Source organism: Catellatospora methionotrophica, from assembly GCF_011297335.1.
GTDB classification, from domain to species: domain Bacteria; phylum Actinomycetota; class Actinomycetes; order Mycobacteriales; family Micromonosporaceae; genus Catellatospora; species Catellatospora methionotrophica.
This window is the reverse complement of the sequence record NZ_JAAOTJ010000005.1, coordinates 193,895-213,039: the sequence shown is the minus strand read 5'-3', so window position 1 is coordinate 213,039 and position 19,145 is coordinate 193,895. Positions and strand designations below refer to the sequence as shown.

Sequence of the window (19,145 nt, the reverse complement as noted above, 5' to 3'; positions counted from 1 at the left end):
TCAGAAGGAGGGAGAGGCGAGGGCGGCCAGGGCCGTGTGGACCATGGTGCGTACGCCGAAGCCGATGGCACGCTCGTCGACGTCGAAGGCGGACTGGTGGATGTCCAGCGGGGCCGCGCCGGGGATGCCGGTGCCGAGGCGGATCATCGCGCCGGGCACGTGCTCCAGGTAGAACGCGAAGTCCTCGCCGCCCATGCTGATCTCGGCCTCGACGACACGTTCCGCGCCCAGCGCCGCACCGGCCGCGCCCGCGATGACCGCCGACGCCATCCGGTCGTTGATCACCGGCGGCACGCCGCGGGTGTAGTTCACGTCGGCCTTCGCACCGGTGCCGGCCACCACGTCCTTGATCAGCTGAGTGACCAGGTCGGGCGCCTCGCGCCAGGCGTCGCGGTTGAGCACCCGGATGGTGCCCCGGGCGCTGCCCTCGTTCGGGATGGCGTTGGACGCCTCCCCGGCGTGGATCGAGCCGAAGACCATGGACAGCCCGGCCCGGGGGTCGACCCGGCGGCCGAGCAGCGCGGGCACCTCGGTCACCACCCGGCCCAGCGCGTACACGAGGTCGGCGGTCAGGTGGGGTCGGGCGGTGTGGCCGCCCTTGCCGCTCAGCTTGACCTCGACCGCGTCGCAGGCGGCGGTGATCGCGCCGGAGCGCACGCCGACGATGCCGACGGGCAGCTGCGGGGCGCAGTGCAGGGCGTAGATCGCCGCGACGTCCTTCAGCGCGCCCGCGGAGATCATCTCAGGCGCGCCCGAGTTGATCGACTCCTCGGCGGGCTGGAAGATCAATCGCACCCGGCCGCCGATGCCGTCCTGCTGCTCCAACTGGGCCAGCGCCTGGCCGACGCCGAGCAGCACCGTGGTGTGCACGTCGTGGCCGCAGGCGTGGGCCGCGTTGGTGACCGTGGAGCGGTAGGTGACGTCCTTGGTGTCGGGCAGCGGCAGCGCGTCGAGGTCGGCCCGCAGCGCGATGACCCGGTCACCGGACCCGATGTCGCACATGACGCCGTTGCCCCGGGGCAGGAACTTCGGCTGCAGGCCGACGGCCGCGAGCTCGCGGGCGACCAGTGCGGCGGTCTCGAACTCCTGATGCGAGAGTTCCGGGTGCGCATGAAGGTGACGCCGTACCGCTACCAGGTTCGCGCCGTGCGCGGTGAGCCAGCGGTCCAGCTGGCCGGGTAGTGGGTCGGTGTCCGACATGATCTCGGACACCATGGACGACGTCAGCAAGCTGCTCTTGGGCAGCGCCAGCGCACTCGTCACGGCAGATTCTCGATCTCGGTCGATGGGATAAACAGCGTCCAGCCTAGCCCTGCACCGGTGACTCTGCGCAACTGCTTCTTTGTAGTAGTTGGGTCGCTCAGAGTCACATCCGAGCAGGTCGGGGCCTTAGCGAGCGTGCAGGACCCTCGATGGCAAGTGTCCTCACCTCCTACAACGGGTGACGACGTGCCGGGTCACGCAACACGCGAGACTGACATCACCGCCTATATTTCCGTCGCACTCGCGGTGCGCGCGATTCCGTTGCCCCGCAAGGAGGACCGCACGGACGAGCCGGTCAGGCACCTGTGGTCAGACAGAACCACCCCGGCGGGGGTCGCCCGCCGGGGTGAGGTGAGGCTTTCGGGTCAGAAGGTCTCGCGGGGGGCGTAGACGCCCCAGACGCCGCGCAGGGCGTGGCAGACCTCGCCGACGGTCGCCCGCAGGCGCAGCGCCTCGCGCATCGGGTAGAGCACGTTCTCGGTGCCCTGTGCGGCGGCGCGCAACTTGTCCAGTGCCGCGCCGACCGCGTCGCTGTCGCGCTCGGCGCGCAGTTTCGCCAGCCGGGCGGCCTGCTCGGCCTCGATGGCCGGATTGACCCGCAGCGGCTCGTAGGGCTCCTCGACGTCGATGGTGAACCTGTTCAGGCCCACCACGACGCGTTCGCCCGAGTCGACCTCCAGCGCGGTGCGGTACGCCGAGGACTCGATCTCGCGCTTCTGGAAGCCCGCCTCGATCGCGCCGACCGCGGAGCCGTGCTCGAAGACGCGCTCGATCAGCGCCACCGCCTCGGCCTCGATCTCGTCGGTCATCGCCTCGACCACGTACGAGCCCGCGAACGGGTCCACCGTGGCGGTCAGGTCGGTCTCGTACGCGAGCACCTGCTGGGTGCGCAGGGCCAGCCGGGCGGCCTTCTCGGTGGGCAGCGCGATGGCCTCGTCGTAGGAGTTGGTGTGCAGCGACTGGGTGCCGCCCAGGATCGCCCCGAGCGCCTGCGCGGCGACCCGGACCAGGTTCACCTCGGGCTGCTGGGCGGTGAGCTGCACGCCCGCCGTCTGGGTGTGGAAGCGCAGCATCCACGACTTCGGGTCCTTGGCCCCGAAGTCCTCGCGCATCACCCGCGCCCAGATGCGGCGGGCCGCGCGGAACTTCGCGACCTCCTCCAGCAGCGTGGTGCGGGCCACGAAGAAGAACGACAGGCGCGGGGCGAACGCGTCCACGTCCAAGCCTGCGGCGACCGCGGCGCGCACGTACTCGATGCCGTCGGCCAGCGTGAACGCGATCTCCTGCACGGGCGTCGCGCCCGCCTCCGCCATGTGGTAGCCGGAGATCGAGATGGTGTTCCACTTGGGAATCTCGGTGCGGCAGTAGGCGAACGTGTCGGCCACCAGGCGCAGCGACGGCTTGGGCGGGAAGATGTACGTCCCGCGCGCGATGTACTCCTTGAGGATGTCGTTCTGGATGGTGCCGTTGAGCTTGTCGCCCGGCACCCCCTGCTCCTCGGCGACGAGCTGGTAGAGCAGCAGCAGCACGCTGCCCGGCGCGTTGATCGTCATCGAGGTGGACACCCGGTCCAGCGGGATGTCCTTGAACAACAGCCGCATGTCCTCGATGGAGTCGATGGCGACACCGACCTTGCCCACCTCGCCGTGCGCGATCGGCTCGTCGGAGTCGTACCCCATCTGGGTGGGCAGGTCGAACGCGACGGACAGGCCCATGGTGCCCGCGTCGAGCAGCTGGTGGTAGCGAGCGTTCGACTCCACGGCCGTGCCGAACCCGGCGTACTGGCGCATGGTCCACGGGCGCGAGGTGTACATGGTCGGGTAGACACCCCGGGTGTAGGGGTAATGACCAGGCTGTTCGCCGTCGGCCGGGCCGTAGACGGGCTCGATCGGGAAGCCGGACTCGCTACGCCGTGTTGAACGCTCGTTCATACCGGGGATGTTAGGCGTCCCGGCCGTGGTCCGGGGTGAGGGATAACGCACATCACGTACACCCAGGGTGATGGCAAGCGGACGGAACAGTGAAATTCGGCCTCAGAACCCGCCCACGGCTTTCCCTGCGGCGGCGCGTCGTACAGGATAGGGGTCGAGTGACCCATTCCCCGCGAACATGGCTCGTCCCGGCGGCCTCCCTGATCCGGCCGCCAGGGGCTCCCCACGTTCGTTGCCATCGTCCCCTCTCCTTTGGCGGCTTAAGCAGTGACCACCCATGCATCCACCTGGAGCGGCAATCCCTCTTCAGGCCGCGCGGCTCCGGGCACCGTCATCGGCGGACGCTATTCACTCCGCACCGCCATCGGCCACGGCGGCATGGGCACGGTCTGGCGCGCCGCCGACACCGTGCTGCGCCGCGAGGTCGCCGTCAAGGAGGTCGTGCTGCCTCCCGGCCTGGCCGCCAGCGACGCCGCCTCGATGTACGAGCGCACGCTGCGCGAGGCCCGCGCCGCCGCCGGCCTGTCGCACCCGAGCGTGGTCCAGGTCTTCGACGTGGTCACCGAGGGCGGCCGGCCCTGGATCGTGATGGAGCTGCTCGACGCCCGCGGCCTGGCCGACATGGTGATCGAGGACGGCCCGCTGGCCCCCCGCGCGGTCGCCAAGATCGGCATCGCGCTGCTGGGCGCGCTGGAGGTGGCGCACGCCGCGGGCGTGCTGCACCGCGACGTGAAACCGGCCAACGTCCTGATCACCAAGGACGGCCGCTGCGTGCTGACCGACTTCGGCGTGGCCAAGCTGCCGACCGACGTGCAGCTGACCACCCCGGGCATGGTGCTGGGCTCACCGCACTTCATCTCCCCCGAGCGCGCCCTCGGCCACCGCTTCGGCCCTCCCAGCGACCTGTTCTCCCTCGGCGTGACCATGTACACCGCCGTGGAGGGGCGGCCGCCGTTCGACAAGGGCGACCCGCTGGCCACCATGCATGCCGTGGTCGAGGAGGAGCCCGTCCCGCCGCAGCGCTGCGGTCCGCTGCGCGAGGTGCTGTACGGCCTCATGGAGAAGGACCCCGACCGCCGCTGGGACGTGCCGACCGCCCGCGCCACGCTGCGTGAGCTGCTGGCCGGGGTGCTGGCGCAGAACGCCGTGCCGCAGCACGTCACCGACCCGTGGGCGGTCGTCGCGCCGCAGCCCGCGACCACCGTGTGGGTCACCCCCGCCGCGCCCCAGCCCGAGCGCCCCGCCAAGGAGATCGGCGGCCGCGCCCTGCTGCACACCGGCGAGATGCCGTCCTCGCGCACGGGCGGCCGGAACCGGCCCAGCGCGCCGGACCCGGTGGACCTGCCGACCGGCGCGTTCCCCGCCCCGACCGGCGCGCTGCAGACGGTCGCCCCGAAGCCCGCCAAGCCCGCCGGGCCGTCCGCGCTGGACGGCGTGGTCGGGCAGGTCAAGGCGCTGCCGAAGAAGATGCGCCTGGCCGTCGGCCTGGGCCTGGTCGGCGTGCTCGTGGTCACCGGTGTGGCCTGGGCCGTCATGGGCGGCGACGACGCGAACAGCCCCGCCGCACAGCCCGGGGCGACGCCGAGCGCCCCCGTCGCCTCGTCCGCCTCCACCCAGGTGCCCGAGGGCATGGAGCAGGTGACCTTCAAGAACGTCACGGTGCTGGTCCCCAAGGGCTGGGTCCCGGCCAAGTCGGGCAGCTACGTCGACTACCGCGACCCGAACGACAAGGAACGCTGGCTGCGCATCAACGTCTACAAGTCCGGCGGCAACCCGACGCGGGAGCTGGAAGGCGCGGAGAAGAACTTCAAGAAGGTCGACCGCTGCCAGAAGGACACCTACCAGCGGATCGACCTCAGCGACCAGAAGCTCGGCACGCTGGAGACCGCGGCGCAGCTGGAGTACCAGTGCACCCCGCCGAACAAGAACGCGCGGCACGCGATCTGGCGCATCGGGGTCGAGGGCGGCACCGCGTTCCACATCTACCTGTCGACCTGGGAGGACTCGTTCGCCCAGGACAAGGGGGTCTTCGACCAGGCGGTCGGGTCGTTCGCCATCAACCCGGCCTGAGGGGTTCGCAGCGCGAAGCGCCGGTTCGCGTGTTATGAAACAGCGATGACCGACAACCTTGCCGATCGCGTACGCCACTGGATCGCCCAGGACCCCGACCCCGACTCGCGCACCGAGCTCCAGCAGCTGCTGGACGCCCTGCCGAGCAGTGCGGCGGAGCTCGCCGACCGGTTCAGCGGACCGCTCACGTTCGGCACCGCCGGCCTGCGCGGGCCGCTGCGGGCCGGCCCCAACGGGATGAACCTGGCCGTGGTGCGCCAGGCCGCCGCGGGCCTGGTCAACTGGCTCACCACGCACGAACCCGGCGGGCTGCTGGTCATCGGCTACGACGCGCGCCGGGGCTCGCACGAGTTCGCGCTGGAGACCGCCCGGGTCGCGACCGGCTCCGGGATGCGCGCCGCGCTGCTGCCGCGACCACTGCCCACGCCGGTGCTGGCGTACGCGGTGCGCGCGATGGACGCCGTCGCGGGGGTGATGGTGACCGCCTCGCACAACCCGCCGCAGGACAACGGCTACAAGGTCTACCTGGGCGAGCACCTCGGCGGCCCGCTCGGCGCGGGCGCGCAGATCGTGCCCCCGGCCGACCAGGAGATCGAGGCGGAGATCCGCGCCGTCAAGCTGCTGTCGGAGGTGCCGCTCGGGCACCCGGGCACCGTGCTCGGCGAGGACATCCTGGACTCGTACCTGACCGCGGCGGCCGCCGTGGTGCAGGACGACCAGCCCAAGGACCTGGCGGTGGCGTACACGCCGCTGCACGGCGTCGGCGGCAAGGTCCTCGGCGACGCGTTCCTGCGCGCCGGGTTCGCGCTGCCCGCGATCGTGCCGCAGCAGGCCGAGCCGGACGGCGCGTTCCCGACGGTCGCCTTCCCCAACCCGGAGGAGCCGGGCGCGATGGACCTGGTCCTCGCGCTGGCCGCCGAGCGCCGCGCCGACATCGTCATCGCCAACGACCCCGACGCCGACCGCTGCGCCGTCGCGGTGCCGGTCGACGGCAACGGCTGGCGCACGCTGCGCGGCGACGAGGTGGGCGTGCTGCTCGCCGACCACCTGATGCGGCTGGGCCGCACCGGCACGTACGCGACCACGATCGTGTCGTCGTCGATGCTGCGCGCGATGGCCGCCAAGCGCGGCGTCGGGTACGCCGAGACGCTCACCGGGTTCAAGTGGCTCGCCCGCGCCGCGCCCGACCTCGCCTACGGCTACGAGGAGGCGCTGGGCATCTGCGTGTCCCCGTGGATGGCCCGCGACAAGGACGGCATCACCGCGGCGCTGCTCGTCGCCGAACTGGCGGCCGGGCTGAAGGCCGAGCTGCGCACGCTGTCGGACCGGCTGGACGAACTGGCCGCCGAGTTCGGCCTTTACGTCACCGACCAGCTCGCGGTGCGCGTCGACGACCTCGACGAGATCGGCCGCATGATGTCCCACCTGCGCGCCAAGCTGCCGACCTCGCTGCTCGACGATCCGGTCACGTCCACCGAGGACCTGCTCGACCGCCCCGCCGACGAGGCCGCCGACGTGATCATCCTGCGCACCGACACCGCCCGCGTGGTGGTCCGGCCGTCGGGGACCGAGCCCAAGCTCAAGGCGTACCTCGAAGTGGTCGAGCCGGTCGCCGAGGGCGACGTCGCCGCCTCGCGCGAGCGTGCCGCCGCCACCATCCGCGCCCTGCGCACGGAGGTCGCCGCCGCTCTCGGCATCTGGTCCGTCAGCCCGTAACACGCCACCGGCAGAAGGAAGGGCACCTTCTTGACGCTTGTTGTCAAGAAGGTGCCCTTCCTAACATCGCACCGCTGCTGAGCAGGGCGGATGTCAGGTAGTCGGTGTCACCAGCGGGGCGGCGTCCCAGACCGTGACCCCGCCGGTACGCACGCCGTCGTCGTCCACCAGGTCGTTCACGAACTTGCGCAGCACGTCGGCACGTGGCTCGCGATCGGACAACACCAGTGCGCCCGCCCGCCAGAACCGCAGGTCGGCGATGAGGCCGTCGCGCATCCGGGCGTTGACCCGCGGCGGCTTCGCGCCCTCGGCGACCGCCGCCAGCAGCAGATCGGTCGGCCGTGGCGGCGGCCCGAACGTCGCGGTCCCCGGCAGACGCCCCGGTCCGATGAAGTAACCGCCCGGGATCGCGAAGTCCGCTCCGGACTGGGCCGACCAGTGCATGCCGTCGCTGTGGCTGCTACTGGTCACCGGCACCGTGACCAGGGTGCTCCCGGCGGGCACGTACGCCCGCCAGGTCCCCTCGGTGATGAAGCGCGGCACCGGCATCCCCCGGTGGGTCAGCAGCGGCAGCGGCACCAGCGGCACCAGAGACAGCCCCACCAGGGCGTACGCCAACCGCCGCACCGGCAGCTCGCCCACCCCCCGGCGCGGCAGCCGCCCCACCGCCTCGATCGCCAGCGCCAGCAGTGCACCGGCGACCGGCAGCAGCACCAGCCCGAACCGGACCGGCACCACCGACTCCAGCAGCGGCAGGTGCCCCAGCGGCCGCCACAGGCCGGGCAGCGCGGTGCGCTCGCCGCCCGCGAACACCTGCTTGCCCGTCGCGAAGCCCGCGAACACCACGCCCGTCACCAGCAGCGCCCGGACCAGCGCCCGCTGCCACAGCCAGCCCGCGACGGCCAGCGCCAGCACGGCCAGCAGCGGCCAGCCGAGGAACGTGTTCTCCTCGGCGGCGTTGGGCGCGAGCAGCCGCACCGCGTCGACGTTGCCGCCCAGCGACAGCCGCGGGAACGCGCCGAAACTGGCCAGGTCCGCCCCGTACGCGGACGCGCCGGGCGGCAGGCCGCGGAAACTCTGCGGGCCGAAGAACTGCGACCACAGCGGGTAGGCCAGCAGCGCTCCCCCGACCAGCCCCGCGACCCCGGCCGTGGCCAGCACGGGGCTGATCGCCGCCCGCTGCGCGGGCCACGTCACCACGGCGTACGCCGCGAGGAAGACCGCGCAGGCCAGCGCCGTGTAGAGCAGCACCTCCTCGTTGACGAACGCCTGCAGGGTCACCAGCAGCCCGAGCAGCACGCCGTTGCGCAGCCACCGGCCGGGCTCGCCCATCTTCAGCGCCCGGTGCACCAGGAACGGCACCAGGAACTGGGCGGTCCAGTTGGGGTGCCCGTTCGCCTGGCTGATCATGCCGGGGCCGAAGCCGCACAGTGCCGCCCCGGCCGCGGCGGCCGCCACCGAGGTGGTGACGTGCCTGCGCAGAAACCAGTACCAGGCGGCGGCGGTGCCGGCCAGGCCCAGCACCAGCAGCACCGCGAGGCTGATCTGCGGGCCCCAGATCGCGGTGATCGGCGCGAGCGGGATGCCCAGGCCGAGGACCACCGTGTTCGCCATCAGGTTGACCCCGTGCGGGGCGTTCATCCGCGTGGTGAACAGCGGCGCGGCGTCGCCGGTCAGCACGTCGAGCGCGTGGCGCAGTACGAACTGGAAGAAGACCTGGTCAGGGATGTTCGCCGAGAGCAGCGCGCGCGACCCGTCCTTCCACAGCCCGGATGTCACGAGCAGCGCCGCGATCACGAACCCGGCGCCCACCGCCACGTGCACGCTGACGCGTCGTTGCTGGTCGACGCGGGTTCTGGACCGGCGGGTCCGATCGGCGGGGGTGGGTCGCGCCCGGTGCCACTCCTGAATTTCGGTCTTCACGAGCGTCGAATGTACGGCATTTAGGTAATCTGTCCGGATTAGCCCTGAACGCTAGGGACAAATAGGAATCCTGTTCACGTTGCAGCTATCGGACGGATGCAGTCGATGACGACGTACGCCACGGAGCCGAGCCTCCTCACCGGGGACCAGAAGATCCAGGCCGCGGTGCTGGAGAGCCTGGCCGAGGCGGTGAACCACCGCACCTGGTTCGCGGGCATGGCGACCCCCTACCTCGGCGCGCACCCGATCGAGATCGGCAGCGGGCTCGGCGACTACCTGCTGGAGTGGCTGCCCTCCGTGGACCGCTTCACGGCCACCGAGGCCGACCCCGAGCGGCTCGTCCTCCTCAAGCAGCGCTTCGCCGACGAACCCAAGGTCGAGGCCCGCGAGATGCTGCTGCCCACGGACTCCAGCGGCGACCACACCGCCCTGGTCAGCTACAACGTCCTGGAACACATCGAGGACGACATCGCGGCGCTGCGCAGCATGGCCCGGCTCATCCAGCCCGGCGCGCCGATGGTCCTGGTCGTGCCCGCGTTCCCGATCGCCATGAGCAAGGTCGACGTCGCCACGGGCCACTGGCGCCGCTACACCCGGCGCACCCTGACCGACGTCGCGCTCGCGGCAGGCCTGACCGTCGAGCGCATGGAGTACGTCAACTCCCTCGGCTTCATCTGCTACTTCATCACCGCGCGCCTGCTGGGCATGTCCCCCAAGGGCGGCGTCATGATGCGCGTCTACGACTCCCTGGTGACCCCCGTCACCCGCCGCCTGGAGTCCCGCCTGCGCCCCCCGTTCGGCCAGTCCGTGCTGGCCGTCCTGCGCCGCCCGGCCTGAGCACCCGCCCGGGTCGATCATGAACTTGAGGACGCTGCCGCAAGGTCATGACCGGCCCGGGTGAGCGAGCGGTCAGAAGCGGGGCATGCCGCCGAACTGGCGGTCGCCGGCGTCGCCGAGGCCGGGGACGATGAACATGCTGTCGTTCAGGTGGTCGTCGATGGCGGCGGTGACGAGGCGGAGGGGCAGGCCGGAGTTGCGGAGGCGGTCGATGCCCGCCGGGGCGGCCAGGACGCAGAGCACCACGATGTCGGTGCAGCCGCGGTCGGCGAGCAGGCGGCAGCAGTGTTCGAGCGATCCGCCGGTGGCCAGCATCGGGTCCAGGACCAGGACCGGCTTGCCGGTGAGGTCGCCGGGCAGCGACTCCATGTAGGCCCGGGGCTCGAAGGTGTGCTCGTCGCGGGCCAGGCCCACGAAGCCCATCGAGGACTCCGGCAGCAGGCTCAGCGCGGCGTCGGCCATGCCGAGCCCGGCGCGCAGCACCGGCACCAGCAGCGGCGGGTTCGCCAGGCGGGTGCCCACGGCGGTCGCGACCGGGGTCTCGACCGGGAACGTGTCGGCTTTGAAGGTGCGGGTGGCCTCGTACGCCAGCATGGTCGTGAGCTCGTGCAGCGCGGCCCGGAAACTGGCCGAGTCGGTGCGGGAGTCGCGCATGGCGGTGAGGCGGGCCTGGGCCAACGGGTGATCAACGACGAGTACGTCCACGACGTGAAACTACCCGCCCGTAGCCGCCCGCGTCGTGCCAACCGGTGTCGAACGCCCCGGGACCGTGGTGTAGACCTCCCGTTCCACCTCGTGCAGCCTGGCTCGGACCAGCTCGTCGACGGCGTGCACGGCCTCGACCAGCGCGTCCGGCACCTCGGCGGGACATTCCGGGGTCGGCGCGGTGTGCGCGGCGGTGTAGATCGCGTGCATGGCCTCGGCGTACCGCTGCGGGGTGTGGGCGGCGGCGCAGGCCCGCGCGGCCGCGCCGAGGCGGCGGGCGGCCCGGCGGTCGGTGAGCAGGTGCAGGATCGCCGCCCCGAAGGCCGCCGGATCGGGCTCGGCCAGCGACGCGTTGCCGTCGAGGATGCCGTAGCGGTGCAGCGACGGGTCGGCCAGCACCGCGGGCAGCCCGGCGAGCGCGGCCTCCTGCAGCACCAGGGCCTGCGTGTCGGTACGCGACGGGAAGGCGAACACGTCCGCCGCCGCGTACGCCGCGGCCACCACGTGCGGGGGCTGCTGCCCCGTCAGCACCACCCGGTCGGCGACACCGGGACCGGCCGCGCGCAGCAGCCGGGCCAGCCAGCGGCGCTCGTAGACCGCCCCGACCAGCACCAGCCGGGCCTTCGGCGACGCTGCCAGCACCCGCGCGAACGCCGGGACCAGCAGGTCGACGCCCTTCTCCCGGTTGACCCGGCCGACGAACAGCACGACCGGGTCCTTCGGCCCGATGCCGTGCCCGGCCCGGAACGCCCCGGCCTCGGCCCGGGACGCCGGGCGCTCGGCGACGCCGGTCGGGACCAGCGCCATCCGCCGCTCGGGCACCGGCAGTGCGACCCGGTCGAGCACCGCGCGGGTCGGCACCACCACCGCGCGGGCCTCGCCGAGCAGCAGCCGATTGCCCTCGCCGAGCACGGCGGCCCGATCACCGCGCAGGGCGGCGGGCACCCCGAGCCGTCCCGCGTACAGGCGCAGCAGCAGCCGCAGCGCCCAGCCGGGCACCCGATACGCCTCGGCATAGGCGTGCAGGTCGGTGTGGTACGTCTGCACCAGCGGCACCCCGAGCCGGGCGGCCAGCAGCACGCCGAGCAGCCCCGCGGGGCCGGGCGTGTGCACGTGGACCACCTCGGGCCGGTACGCGGCGAGGTCGGCGACCAGCTGCTCGCGGGTCCCCCGGGCACAGAGCGCCCAGCGGGCCAGCCGCAGGTCGGCGACGCCGCAGGCCAGCGCGGGCACCCGGAGCAGGCCGGGTTCGTCCTGCTGGTCCCCGTGGGCCGGCACGACGCAGTGCACGTCGTGTCCGGCGGCGGCCTGGGCCGCGCGCAGCGTTCGCAGCGACGTGACGACTCCGTCGCGGCGCGGCAGGTACGTGTCGGTGAAGTGCATGATGCGCACCCCAAGACCGTCGGTGACCAGCATTGATGCGGCGTGAACGCGGCATGTCGGCCGGATGTGGTGACGGCGGCCACCCATCTGCCGATCCCACGACGTGGACAAGATCGATATTCATGAGACCGCGTAGACTTCGCGGCATGACGGCCACCATCTCACCGTTGTCCGAGGTCACGCGCTCTGACGCGGCGCTGCGGACCTTCCTGCACGGCCTGCCCGGCGTCGACCGGGTCGGCGCGGACGCGCGCGCCGCCGGACTGGGCACCCGCTCGATCAAGACGACCGCGAAGGCGTGGGCGATCGACCTCGCCATCCGGATGGTGGACCTGACCACGCTGGAGGGTTCCGACACCCCCGGCAAGGTCCGGGCGCTGTGCGCCAAGGCCCGCCAGCCCGACCCCGGCGACCCTGCCTGCCCGTCGGTGGCCGCGATCTGCGTGTACCCGTCGATGGTGCCGACCGCCGCCGAGGCCCTGCGCGGCTCGGGCATCCACCTGGCCAGCGTCGCGACCGCCTTCCCGTCGGGGCAGGCCCCGCTGAAGGTGAAGCTCGACGACACCCGGGCCGCCGTCGCCGCGGGCGCCGACGAGATCGACATGGTGATCAGCCGGGGCGCGTTCCTGTCCGGCCGCTACCTGGAGGTCTTCGAGGAGATCACGGCGATCAAGGAGGCCTGCGGCAAGGCCCACCTGAAGGTCATCCTGGAGACCGGCGAGCTGGTCACCTACGACAACGTGCGGCGCGCGTCCTGGCTGGCCATGCTGGCGGGCGGCGACTTCATCAAGACCTCCACCGGCAAGGTCGCCCCCGCGGCCACCCTGCCCGTCACGCTGATCATGCTGGAGGCGGTGCGCGACTTCCTCGACACCACCGGCCGCAAGGTCGGCGTGAAGCCCGCGGGCGGCATCCGCACCACCAAGGACGCCATCAAGTACCTGGTCATGGTCAACGAGATCGCCGGCGACGGCTGGCTCGACCCCGACTGGTTCCGGTTCGGCGCGTCCACGCTGCTCAACGACCTGCTGATGCAGCGCACCAAGCTCGCCACCGGCCACTACAGCGGCCCCGACTACTTCACCCTGGACTAAAACATGAGCGCTTTTGAGTATGCGCCAGCGCCGGAGTCGCGCTCGATCGTGAAGCTGCAGCCGTCGTACGGGCTGTTCATCGACGGCGAGTTCACCGACGGCGCGGGCAGCTTCAAGACCATCTCCCCCGCCTCCGAGGAGGTGCTCGCCGAGATCGCCGAGGCCTCCACCGCCGACGTCGACCGGGCCGTCAAGGCAGCGCGTCGCGCCTACACCGACGTCTGGGGCTCGATGCCTGGCCGCGAGCGGGCCAAGTACCTGTTCCGGATCGCGCGGATCATCGCCGAGCGCAGCCGCGAGCTGGCCGTGCTGGAGTCGCTGAACAACGGCAAGCCGATCAAGGAGTCCCGCGACGTGGACGTGCCGCTGGCCGCGGCGCACTTCTTCTACTACGCGGGCTGGGCCGACAAGCTGCCGTACGCGGGGTTCGGCGCGGACCCGCGCCCGCTGGGCGTGGCCGGGCAGGTCATCCCGTGGAACTTCCCGCTGCTGATGCTCGCGTGGAAGATCGCCCCGGCGCTGGCCGCAGGTAACACGGTGGTGCTCAAGCCCGCCGAGACGACCCCGCTGACCGCCCTGCTGTTCGCCGAGATCTGCCAGCAGGCCGACCTGCCGCCGGGCGTGGTCAACATCGTCACCGGCGCGGGCGAGACCGGCGCGGCGCTGGTCAACCACCCCGACGTGGACAAGGTCGCCTTCACCGGCTCGACCGAGGTGGGCCGGATCATCGCGCGCGCGGTGGCGGGCACGAACAAGAAGGTGACCCTGGAGCTGGGCGGCAAGGCGGCGAACATCGTGTTCGACGACGCCGCGATCGACCAGGCCGTCGAGGGCATCGTCAACGGCATCTTCTTCAACCAGGGCCACGTCTGCTGCGCGGGCTCCCGGCTGCTGGTCCAGGAGTCCGTCGCCGACCAGCTCCTGGAGTCGCTCAAGCGGCGCATGGCCACCCTGCGCGTCGGCGACCCGCTGGACAAGAACACCGACGTCGGCGCGATCAACTCCGCCGAGCAGCTGTCCCGGATCAAGGCGCTGGCCGAGATCGGCTCCGCCGAGGGCGCGGAGCGCTGGTCGCCCGCGTGCGAGCTGCCCGAGCGCGGCTTCTGGTTCGCGCCGACCATCTTCACCGGCGTCTCCCAGGCGCACCGCATCGCCCGCGAGGAGATCTTCGGGCCGGTGCTGTCGGTGCTGACCTTCCGCACCCCCGGCGAGGCGATCGAGAAGGCCAACAACACGCCGTACGGGCTGTCGGCCGGGATCTGGAGCGAGAAGGGCTCACGCATCCTCGCCGTCGCCGACCAGCTCCGGGCCGGTGTCGTCTGGGCGAACACGTTCAACAAGTTCGACCCGACCTCGCCGTTCGGCGGTTACAAGGAATCGGGTTACGGCCGCGAGGGCGGCCGCCACGGGCTGGAGGCCTACCTTGCCGGCTAAGAAGAAGGAGTCCGCGGACTCCGCCGTCGCCACCGCGCCGCGGCTGGCCGTACGCAAGACGTACAAGCTCTTCATCGGTGGTGCGTTCCCGCGCAGCGAGTCGGGCCGCACCTACGTCGTCGCCGACAGCAAGGGGCAGTTCGTGGCCAACGCCGCCCAGGCCTCCCGCAAGGACGCCCGCGACGCCGTGCTCGCCGCGCGGGCCGCGTTCGGCAAGTGGTCCGGCGCTACGGCGTACAACAAGGGGCAGGTCATCTACCGGGTCGCCGAGATGCTGGAGGGCCGCCGCGACGAGTTCACCGCGCTGGAGGTGCCCGCGTCCGAGGTGGACGAGGCCATCGACCGGCTCGTCTGGTACGCGGGCTGGACCGACAAGCTCGCGCAGGTCGTCGGCGGGGCCAACCCGGTCGCCGGGCCGTACTTCAACATCTCCTCACCCGAGCCCAGCGGCGTGGTCGCGGTCGTCGCTCCGTCCCAGCCGACCCTGCTCGGCCTGGTCAGCGTCATCGCCCCGGCGATGGCCACCGGCAACACGGTCATCGTGATCACCGACGCCCCGCGCGTCGCGATCACCCTGGCCGAGGTGCTGGCCACCTCCGACGTGCCCGGCGGCGTGGTCAACATCCTCACCGGCTCGGCCGCCGAGGTCGCCCCGTGGCTGGCCTCGCACAGCGACGTCAACGGCCTCGACCTGACCGGCGTGGCCGACACCAAGCTGGCCCTGGAGCTGGAGCAGGCCGCCGCGGAGACCCTCAAGCGGGTCCGCCGCCCGGCCGCCGGTCTGGACTGGACCGCCGACCCCGGCCTCGCCCCGATGACCGCGTACCTCGAAACCAAGACGGTCTGGCACCCCAAGGGCCTGTGATCGAAGGAAGGGCGCCTTCCCATCGCCGTGCGGTGTGGAAGGTGCCCCTCCTTGTCACCGGGTGCGGGCGTGCGCGGCTTCGCTAGGGTGGCCGACCATGAGCAGCTCCACCTCCGGCCCGATCGAGTACGTCGGCAAGGCGGACCGCAAAGCCGGGCGCAACGCCGACCGCAAGGCCGCGAAGAAGACGCCGGGCGGCGGCTCACGCCTCGGGTGCCTGTGGAGTCTGCTGGCCGTCCTCGGCTTCTTCGGCGCGGTCATCGCCTACGTCCGCCTCGGCGGGTACGTCCGCGCCACCCTGCTGGGCCTCGCCTGTGACCTGTCGGCCTGCTCCGTCGCGGGCATGACCGTCGCCGGGTGGCTGATCATCGCCACCCCGGCCGCGATGCTGCTGCTGACGGCCGTGTTGTGGCCACGGCTGGCCAAGCGCGGGCGGGTCGCGCTGGGCATCGCGAGCGCCGTGGTCGTCCTGATCGCCTTCACCTTCCTGCCGGGCCGCGAGCGCGACCTGTCGGACCTGGTCAAGGGGCCGGGCAGCGAGGCGGCGGGCGACGGCATCATGTGGGCGTTCGGCGGGGCCGGCGCGGCGCTACTGTTCCTGCTGGTCCTGGTGTACGTCGGCAAGGCGGTTCCGGCGGTCGACCGCCACTACAACACTGTCGCGACGTTCGGCGCGGTGGCGCTGATGATCGCCGCGCTTCCGGTCGCGATCAGCAAGAGCGACCCCACCTGGGTACGCGCCGCCGACGTCTTCCCCGACGAACTGTCCATGAACGGCGACCGCCTCGTCCGGACAGCCGTCGCCGAACAGCGCGGCTGCGACGGCGTGCTGCCCGACGACAAGCTGCTCAACCTGCGCAACTGCTACCTGACCGTGCGCGCGGTGTACACCACCGACGACAGTGACGCGGTCGCGACCTTCCGCGCCGTGCTGTACGCCGACGACGAGACCGCCGACGAGGTGCGTGACGGCCTGCCCCGCGGGCTGGCCCCGGTCGGCGTCACCGGTGGCGCGATCACCGTGATGTCGACCACGCGGGAGTGGGTGCTGATCGGCACCGCCGGGCACGCCGACGGCCACCCGATCGCCGAGGACGAGCGCCCCTGGGTGCTGTGGCCGCTGCGCCAGGTCAGCTACCACTTCATCGGCGTACAGGGCGGCCTGCTCGCCGAACCCGACCCGGCCGGCGAGATCCACCCCCGCACCCGGTGACGGCGCACGAACGCTTCCGGATTCTGTGCACTCCGGGTCGCTCCGGTAGCACGAAGTCCGCAAGATCTGTTCCCAGCGGCCGGCGCTCTGCGATCCTGGGTCGGTGATGGAGGCGGCAGAGGCGAGCCGGATGCGGGCGCTGGCGCGGCAGATCGCCGACGACGTCCTCTTCCCGGCCGCGCTCGCGGTGGACGCGGCCGACCGGGTGCCGCCGGCCCAGCTCGATCTGCTCGCCGCCGAGGGCTTCTACGGCGTCGCCGCGCCACCGGAGCCCGGCGTCCTCGGCCGCGACCTCCCGCTGCTCGCGGCGCTGCTGGAGAGCCTGGCGAGCGGCTGCCTGAGCACCGCGTTCGTCTGGCTCCAGCACCACGGCCCGGTGCTGGCCGCGGCCGTCAGCGAGCGGCCCGGCATCCGCGAGACCTGGCTGCGACCCCTGACCCTGGGCGTACGCCGGGCCGGGATCGCGCTGGCCGGGCTGCGCAGCCCCACCGCGCCGATGCGGGTGCGCGCCGTCGACGGCGGTTACCTGCTCGACGGGGCCGTGCCGTGGGTCACCGGCTGGAACATGATCGACACGATGTACACCGCCGCCCGTGACGCCCACGACGACGTGCACTTCCTGTTCGTCGACGCCGCCGACGCGCCGACCCTGGTCACCACGCCGCTGGAGCTGGTCGCGGTGCAGGCGAGCCGGACCGTCGACGTACGCTTCGACGGCCATTTCGTGCCCGCGGACCGGCTCGCCGACGTGCGGCCGTACGCGCAATGGTCGTCATCGGACACGAGCGGCTCGGCGCTGAACGGCTTCCTCGCGCTCGGGGTCGTGAACCGGTGCTGCCGCCTGCTCGGGCCGAGCCCGCTCGACGCGGAGCTGGCCGCGACCCGCGCCGCCCTGCTGGCCGCGGACGCAGACGCGCTGCCCGCCGCCCGCGCGGCCGCCACCGACCTGGTGCTGCGGGCCACCGCGCAGCTGACGGTGCAGACCGGCGCGCGGGCGGTGCTGCGGGACAACCACGCCCAGCGCCTGCTCCGCGAGGCGGCGTTCCTGCTGGTGTTCGGCAACCGCCCGGCCATCCGCGACGCCCTGCTGACGCGCCTGCGCACCATGCCCGCACAGGGGCCGCAGGATTTCTCCGCGCGCCGGTAAACAACGCGCCCGTCCGGTGGCGTCTTAGCCGCGAGACCCCCGCTCGCCCGGCTGAGGAGACGCCCGTGCACCCGGAGTTCGACGACTACGTCCGCGCCCGTTCGGGGCCGCTGGTCGGCTTCGCGTACCTGCTCTGCCGCGACCGGCACCTGGCCGAGGACCTGGTGCAGGACGTGCTGGCCAGGGCGTACCGCCGCTGGGACCGCATCGAGGCGGAGAACCCCGACGCGTACCTGCGCAAGGCGCTGGTGTGGGCGCACTCGTCCTGGTGGCGGCGGTTGTCGCACCGGGAGCGCCCGCTGCAGACCACGCCGGACCGCGCCGACGCCGACGACTTCGCCCAGCGGCACGCGGTGCGCGACGAGCTGTGGGCGCTGCTGGGCACGCTGCCCCGCCGCCAGCGCACGGTGCTGGTGCTGCGCTTCTTCGAAGACCTGGACGACGCGCGCGTCGCCGAGCTGATGGACTGCTCGCCCGCCACGGTGCGGGTGCACGCGTCGCGCGGCCTGGCGGCCCTGCGGGACCGGATCGGCTCCGCGACGCCGCTGCCCGCCGACGAGCGGACCTTCGCCGGCGTGCCCGTGGAGGCGGTGCGCCGCCGGGCGGGTGCGGTGCGGCTGCGCCGGAGGGCTGCGGTGGTCGCGACCGCCGCGCTGGTGCTCGTCGCGCTGATCACGCTGGCCCCGTTCGGGCGCGGGCAGCAGCCGCCACCCGTGATCACCCCGACGCCGACGCCGCCCGCGAGCGCGCCCCCGTCGGCGAGCGCCACGCCGTCGGCCGCTGCCGTGCCGTCGGCTGCTTCGGCGCTGGTGCCGCGCCCGGCTGCCGAGGTGCTGCCGGTGTTCCCGTACCAGCTGGGATTCGTCCCTGCGGATGCCGGGCCGCTGCAGGTCGTCGCCGCGCGGGACATGACCGGCGTGGAGAGCCTCGGCGATCCGGGCAGGCTGCTGATCTACGTCGGGCAGACCGCGTACGACTGGGACTGGGAGGCCGCTGAGACGAAGAGCACCCAGGTCGCCGGGGTCACGGCGACGCTGCGTACGGGCACCGACGAGAACGGCGCGGTCCAGGTCGGCCTGACCTGGCGACGTGACGGCCGGTGGGTGACCGTGCAGAGCTTCGGCGGCCTGCTGACCGTGGCGGAGGTCGAACGGGTCGCCCGCGAGCTGAAGGTCGGCCGGATGACGGCCACGCCGCAGATCACGTACGCGCTGATGCCGCGCGGGTACGAGGTCAACAGCCTCGACTCGCGGCACGTCTGCCTGAGTCGCGAGCCCCGGTTGCGGCCCCAGGACCCGGAGGGCGTCTGCGTCCATGTCGGGTCGGACACCAGCCTGGTGCCGCCGACCACCTCGCTGATGGTCGGCGGGCGGTTCGCGCAGCTGACCAGGGGTGGCGGGGGTGCGCCGACCCAGCTGGCGGTCCTGCTCGACGAGCGGCGGGTGCTGCTGATCATGCAGAGCGCGGCGGATCTGGGCGAGGCCGACCTGATCCGGTTCGCCGAGAGCATCACGGTGGCCGGGCCTGCGGGGCGGTGACCCACGTCATCGGGCACGATGGACAG

The 19,145-nt window shown here is 72.4% G+C and carries 14 protein-coding genes; 9 read left to right on the top strand and 5 right to left on the bottom strand.

The genetic code is table 11. The annotated features are described in order from the left end of the window. Nucleotides 1-1,263, bottom strand: a complete 1,263-nt coding sequence (locus tag HAV40_RS15440; RefSeq protein WP_203671558.1) for an amidohydrolase — start codon at nucleotides 1,261-1,263, stop codon at nucleotides 1-3. A 365-nt stretch (nucleotides 1,264-1,628) separates the two neighbouring features. Next, nucleotides 1,629-3,194: an acyl-CoA mutase large subunit family protein gene (locus HAV40_RS15435; protein WP_166381693.1), complete on the bottom strand. Its 1,566-nt coding sequence runs from the start codon at nucleotides 3,192-3,194 to the stop codon at nucleotides 1,629-1,631. Between the two features lie 267 nt (nucleotides 3,195-3,461). Between HAV40_RS15435 and HAV40_RS15430 the strand changes: the two genes are divergently transcribed. After that, nucleotides 3,462-5,264: a serine/threonine-protein kinase gene (locus HAV40_RS15430; RefSeq protein ID WP_275413491.1), complete on the top strand. Its 1,803-nt coding sequence runs from the start codon at nucleotides 3,462-3,464 to the stop codon at nucleotides 5,262-5,264. Nucleotides 5,265-5,309: 45 nt separating this feature from the next. Next, nucleotides 5,310-6,980, top strand: a complete 1,671-nt coding sequence (locus HAV40_RS15425) for a phospho-sugar mutase (protein ID WP_166381691.1) — start codon at nucleotides 5,310-5,312, stop codon at nucleotides 6,978-6,980. Between the two features lie 93 nt (nucleotides 6,981-7,073). Here the strand turns inward: HAV40_RS15425 and HAV40_RS15420 are convergent, their stop codons facing one another. Then, complete coding sequence (locus HAV40_RS15420; RefSeq protein WP_166381689.1) at nucleotides 7,074-8,903, bottom strand: hypothetical protein; 1,830 nt, start codon at nucleotides 8,901-8,903, stop codon at nucleotides 7,074-7,076. Nucleotides 8,904-9,008: 105 nt separating this feature from the next. On the opposite strand from HAV40_RS15420, the gene HAV40_RS15415 reads away from it, so the two are divergent. After that, nucleotides 9,009-9,740 (top strand): class I SAM-dependent methyltransferase, encoded by a 732-nt coding sequence (locus tag HAV40_RS15415; protein ID WP_166381687.1) that lies wholly within the window; start codon nucleotides 9,009-9,011, stop codon nucleotides 9,738-9,740. Nucleotides 9,741-9,812: 72 nt separating this feature from the next. Here the strand turns inward: HAV40_RS15415 and upp are convergent, their stop codons facing one another. Both upp and HAV40_RS15405 read right to left on the bottom strand, forming a co-directional pair. Further along, a complete protein-coding gene (gene upp / locus HAV40_RS15410; protein WP_166381685.1) occupies nucleotides 9,813-10,445 on the bottom strand; it encodes a uracil phosphoribosyltransferase in 633 nt (210 codons plus the stop codon). 9 nt (nucleotides 10,446-10,454) lie between these two features. Continuing rightward, entirely contained in the window at nucleotides 10,455-11,828 is a 1,374-nt protein-coding gene (locus HAV40_RS15405) for a glycosyltransferase (protein WP_166381683.1), read from the bottom strand. Between the two features lie 146 nt (nucleotides 11,829-11,974). Here HAV40_RS15405 and deoC point away from each other — a divergent pair, with 146 nt between their 5' ends. The 6 genes from deoC to HAV40_RS39100 all read left to right on the top strand — a co-directional run bounded on the left by deoC (nucleotide 11,975) and on the right by HAV40_RS39100 (nucleotide 19,119). Continuing rightward, entirely contained in the window at nucleotides 11,975-12,922 is a 948-nt protein-coding gene (gene deoC, locus HAV40_RS15400; RefSeq protein ID WP_166381681.1) for a deoxyribose-phosphate aldolase, read from the top strand. Between the two features lie 3 nt (nucleotides 12,923-12,925). Then, nucleotides 12,926-14,356, top strand: coding sequence for an aldehyde dehydrogenase family protein (locus HAV40_RS15395; protein WP_166381679.1), 1,431 nt, complete (start codon nucleotides 12,926-12,928; stop codon nucleotides 14,354-14,356). Then, nucleotides 14,346-15,221 (top strand): aldehyde dehydrogenase family protein, encoded by an 876-nt coding sequence (locus HAV40_RS15390; RefSeq protein WP_166381677.1) that lies wholly within the window; start codon nucleotides 14,346-14,348, stop codon nucleotides 15,219-15,221. Before HAV40_RS15395 ends, HAV40_RS15390 begins: the two co-directional genes overlap by 11 nt. A 97-nt stretch (nucleotides 15,222-15,318) precedes the next feature. Then, nucleotides 15,319-16,434 carry a hypothetical protein gene (locus tag HAV40_RS15385; RefSeq protein WP_166381675.1) on the top strand — a complete coding sequence of 372 codons (1,116 nt, stop codon included), beginning with the start codon at nucleotides 15,319-15,321 and terminating at the stop codon, nucleotides 16,432-16,434. Nucleotides 16,435-16,540: 106 nt separating this feature from the next. Continuing rightward, complete coding sequence (locus HAV40_RS15380) at nucleotides 16,541-17,581, top strand: acyl-CoA dehydrogenase family protein (RefSeq protein WP_166381997.1); 1,041 nt, start codon at nucleotides 16,541-16,543, stop codon at nucleotides 17,579-17,581. Nucleotides 17,582-17,646: 65 nt separating this feature from the next. Continuing rightward, on the top strand, nucleotides 17,647-19,119 hold the full coding sequence (locus HAV40_RS39100) for a SigE family RNA polymerase sigma factor (protein WP_203671560.1): 1,473 nt from the start codon (nucleotides 17,647-17,649) through the stop codon (nucleotides 19,117-19,119). Nucleotides 19,120-19,145 lie beyond the last annotated feature (26 nt).

Coding starts and splice junctions, on each gene's coding strand:
- HAV40_RS15405 (WP_166381683.1), bottom strand. CDS start 11,828: ATGCACTTCACCGACACGTACCTGCCGCGCCGCGACGGAGTCGTCACG.
- HAV40_RS15435 (WP_166381693.1), bottom strand. CDS start 3,194: ATGAACGAGCGTTCAACACGGCGTAGCGAGTCCGGCTTCCCGATCGAG.
- HAV40_RS15425 (WP_166381691.1), top strand. CDS start 5,310: ATGACCGACAACCTTGCCGATCGCGTACGCCACTGGATCGCCCAGGAC.
- HAV40_RS15380 (WP_166381997.1), top strand. CDS start 16,541: ATGGAGGCGGCAGAGGCGAGCCGGATGCGGGCGCTGGCGCGGCAGATC.
- HAV40_RS15385 (WP_166381675.1), top strand. CDS start 15,319: ATGAGCAGCTCCACCTCCGGCCCGATCGAGTACGTCGGCAAGGCGGAC.
- HAV40_RS15415 (WP_166381687.1), top strand. CDS start 9,009: ATGACGACGTACGCCACGGAGCCGAGCCTCCTCACCGGGGACCAGAAG.
- deoC (WP_166381681.1), top strand. CDS start 11,975: ATGACGGCCACCATCTCACCGTTGTCCGAGGTCACGCGCTCTGACGCG.
- HAV40_RS15395 (WP_166381679.1), top strand. CDS start 12,926: ATGAGCGCTTTTGAGTATGCGCCAGCGCCGGAGTCGCGCTCGATCGTG.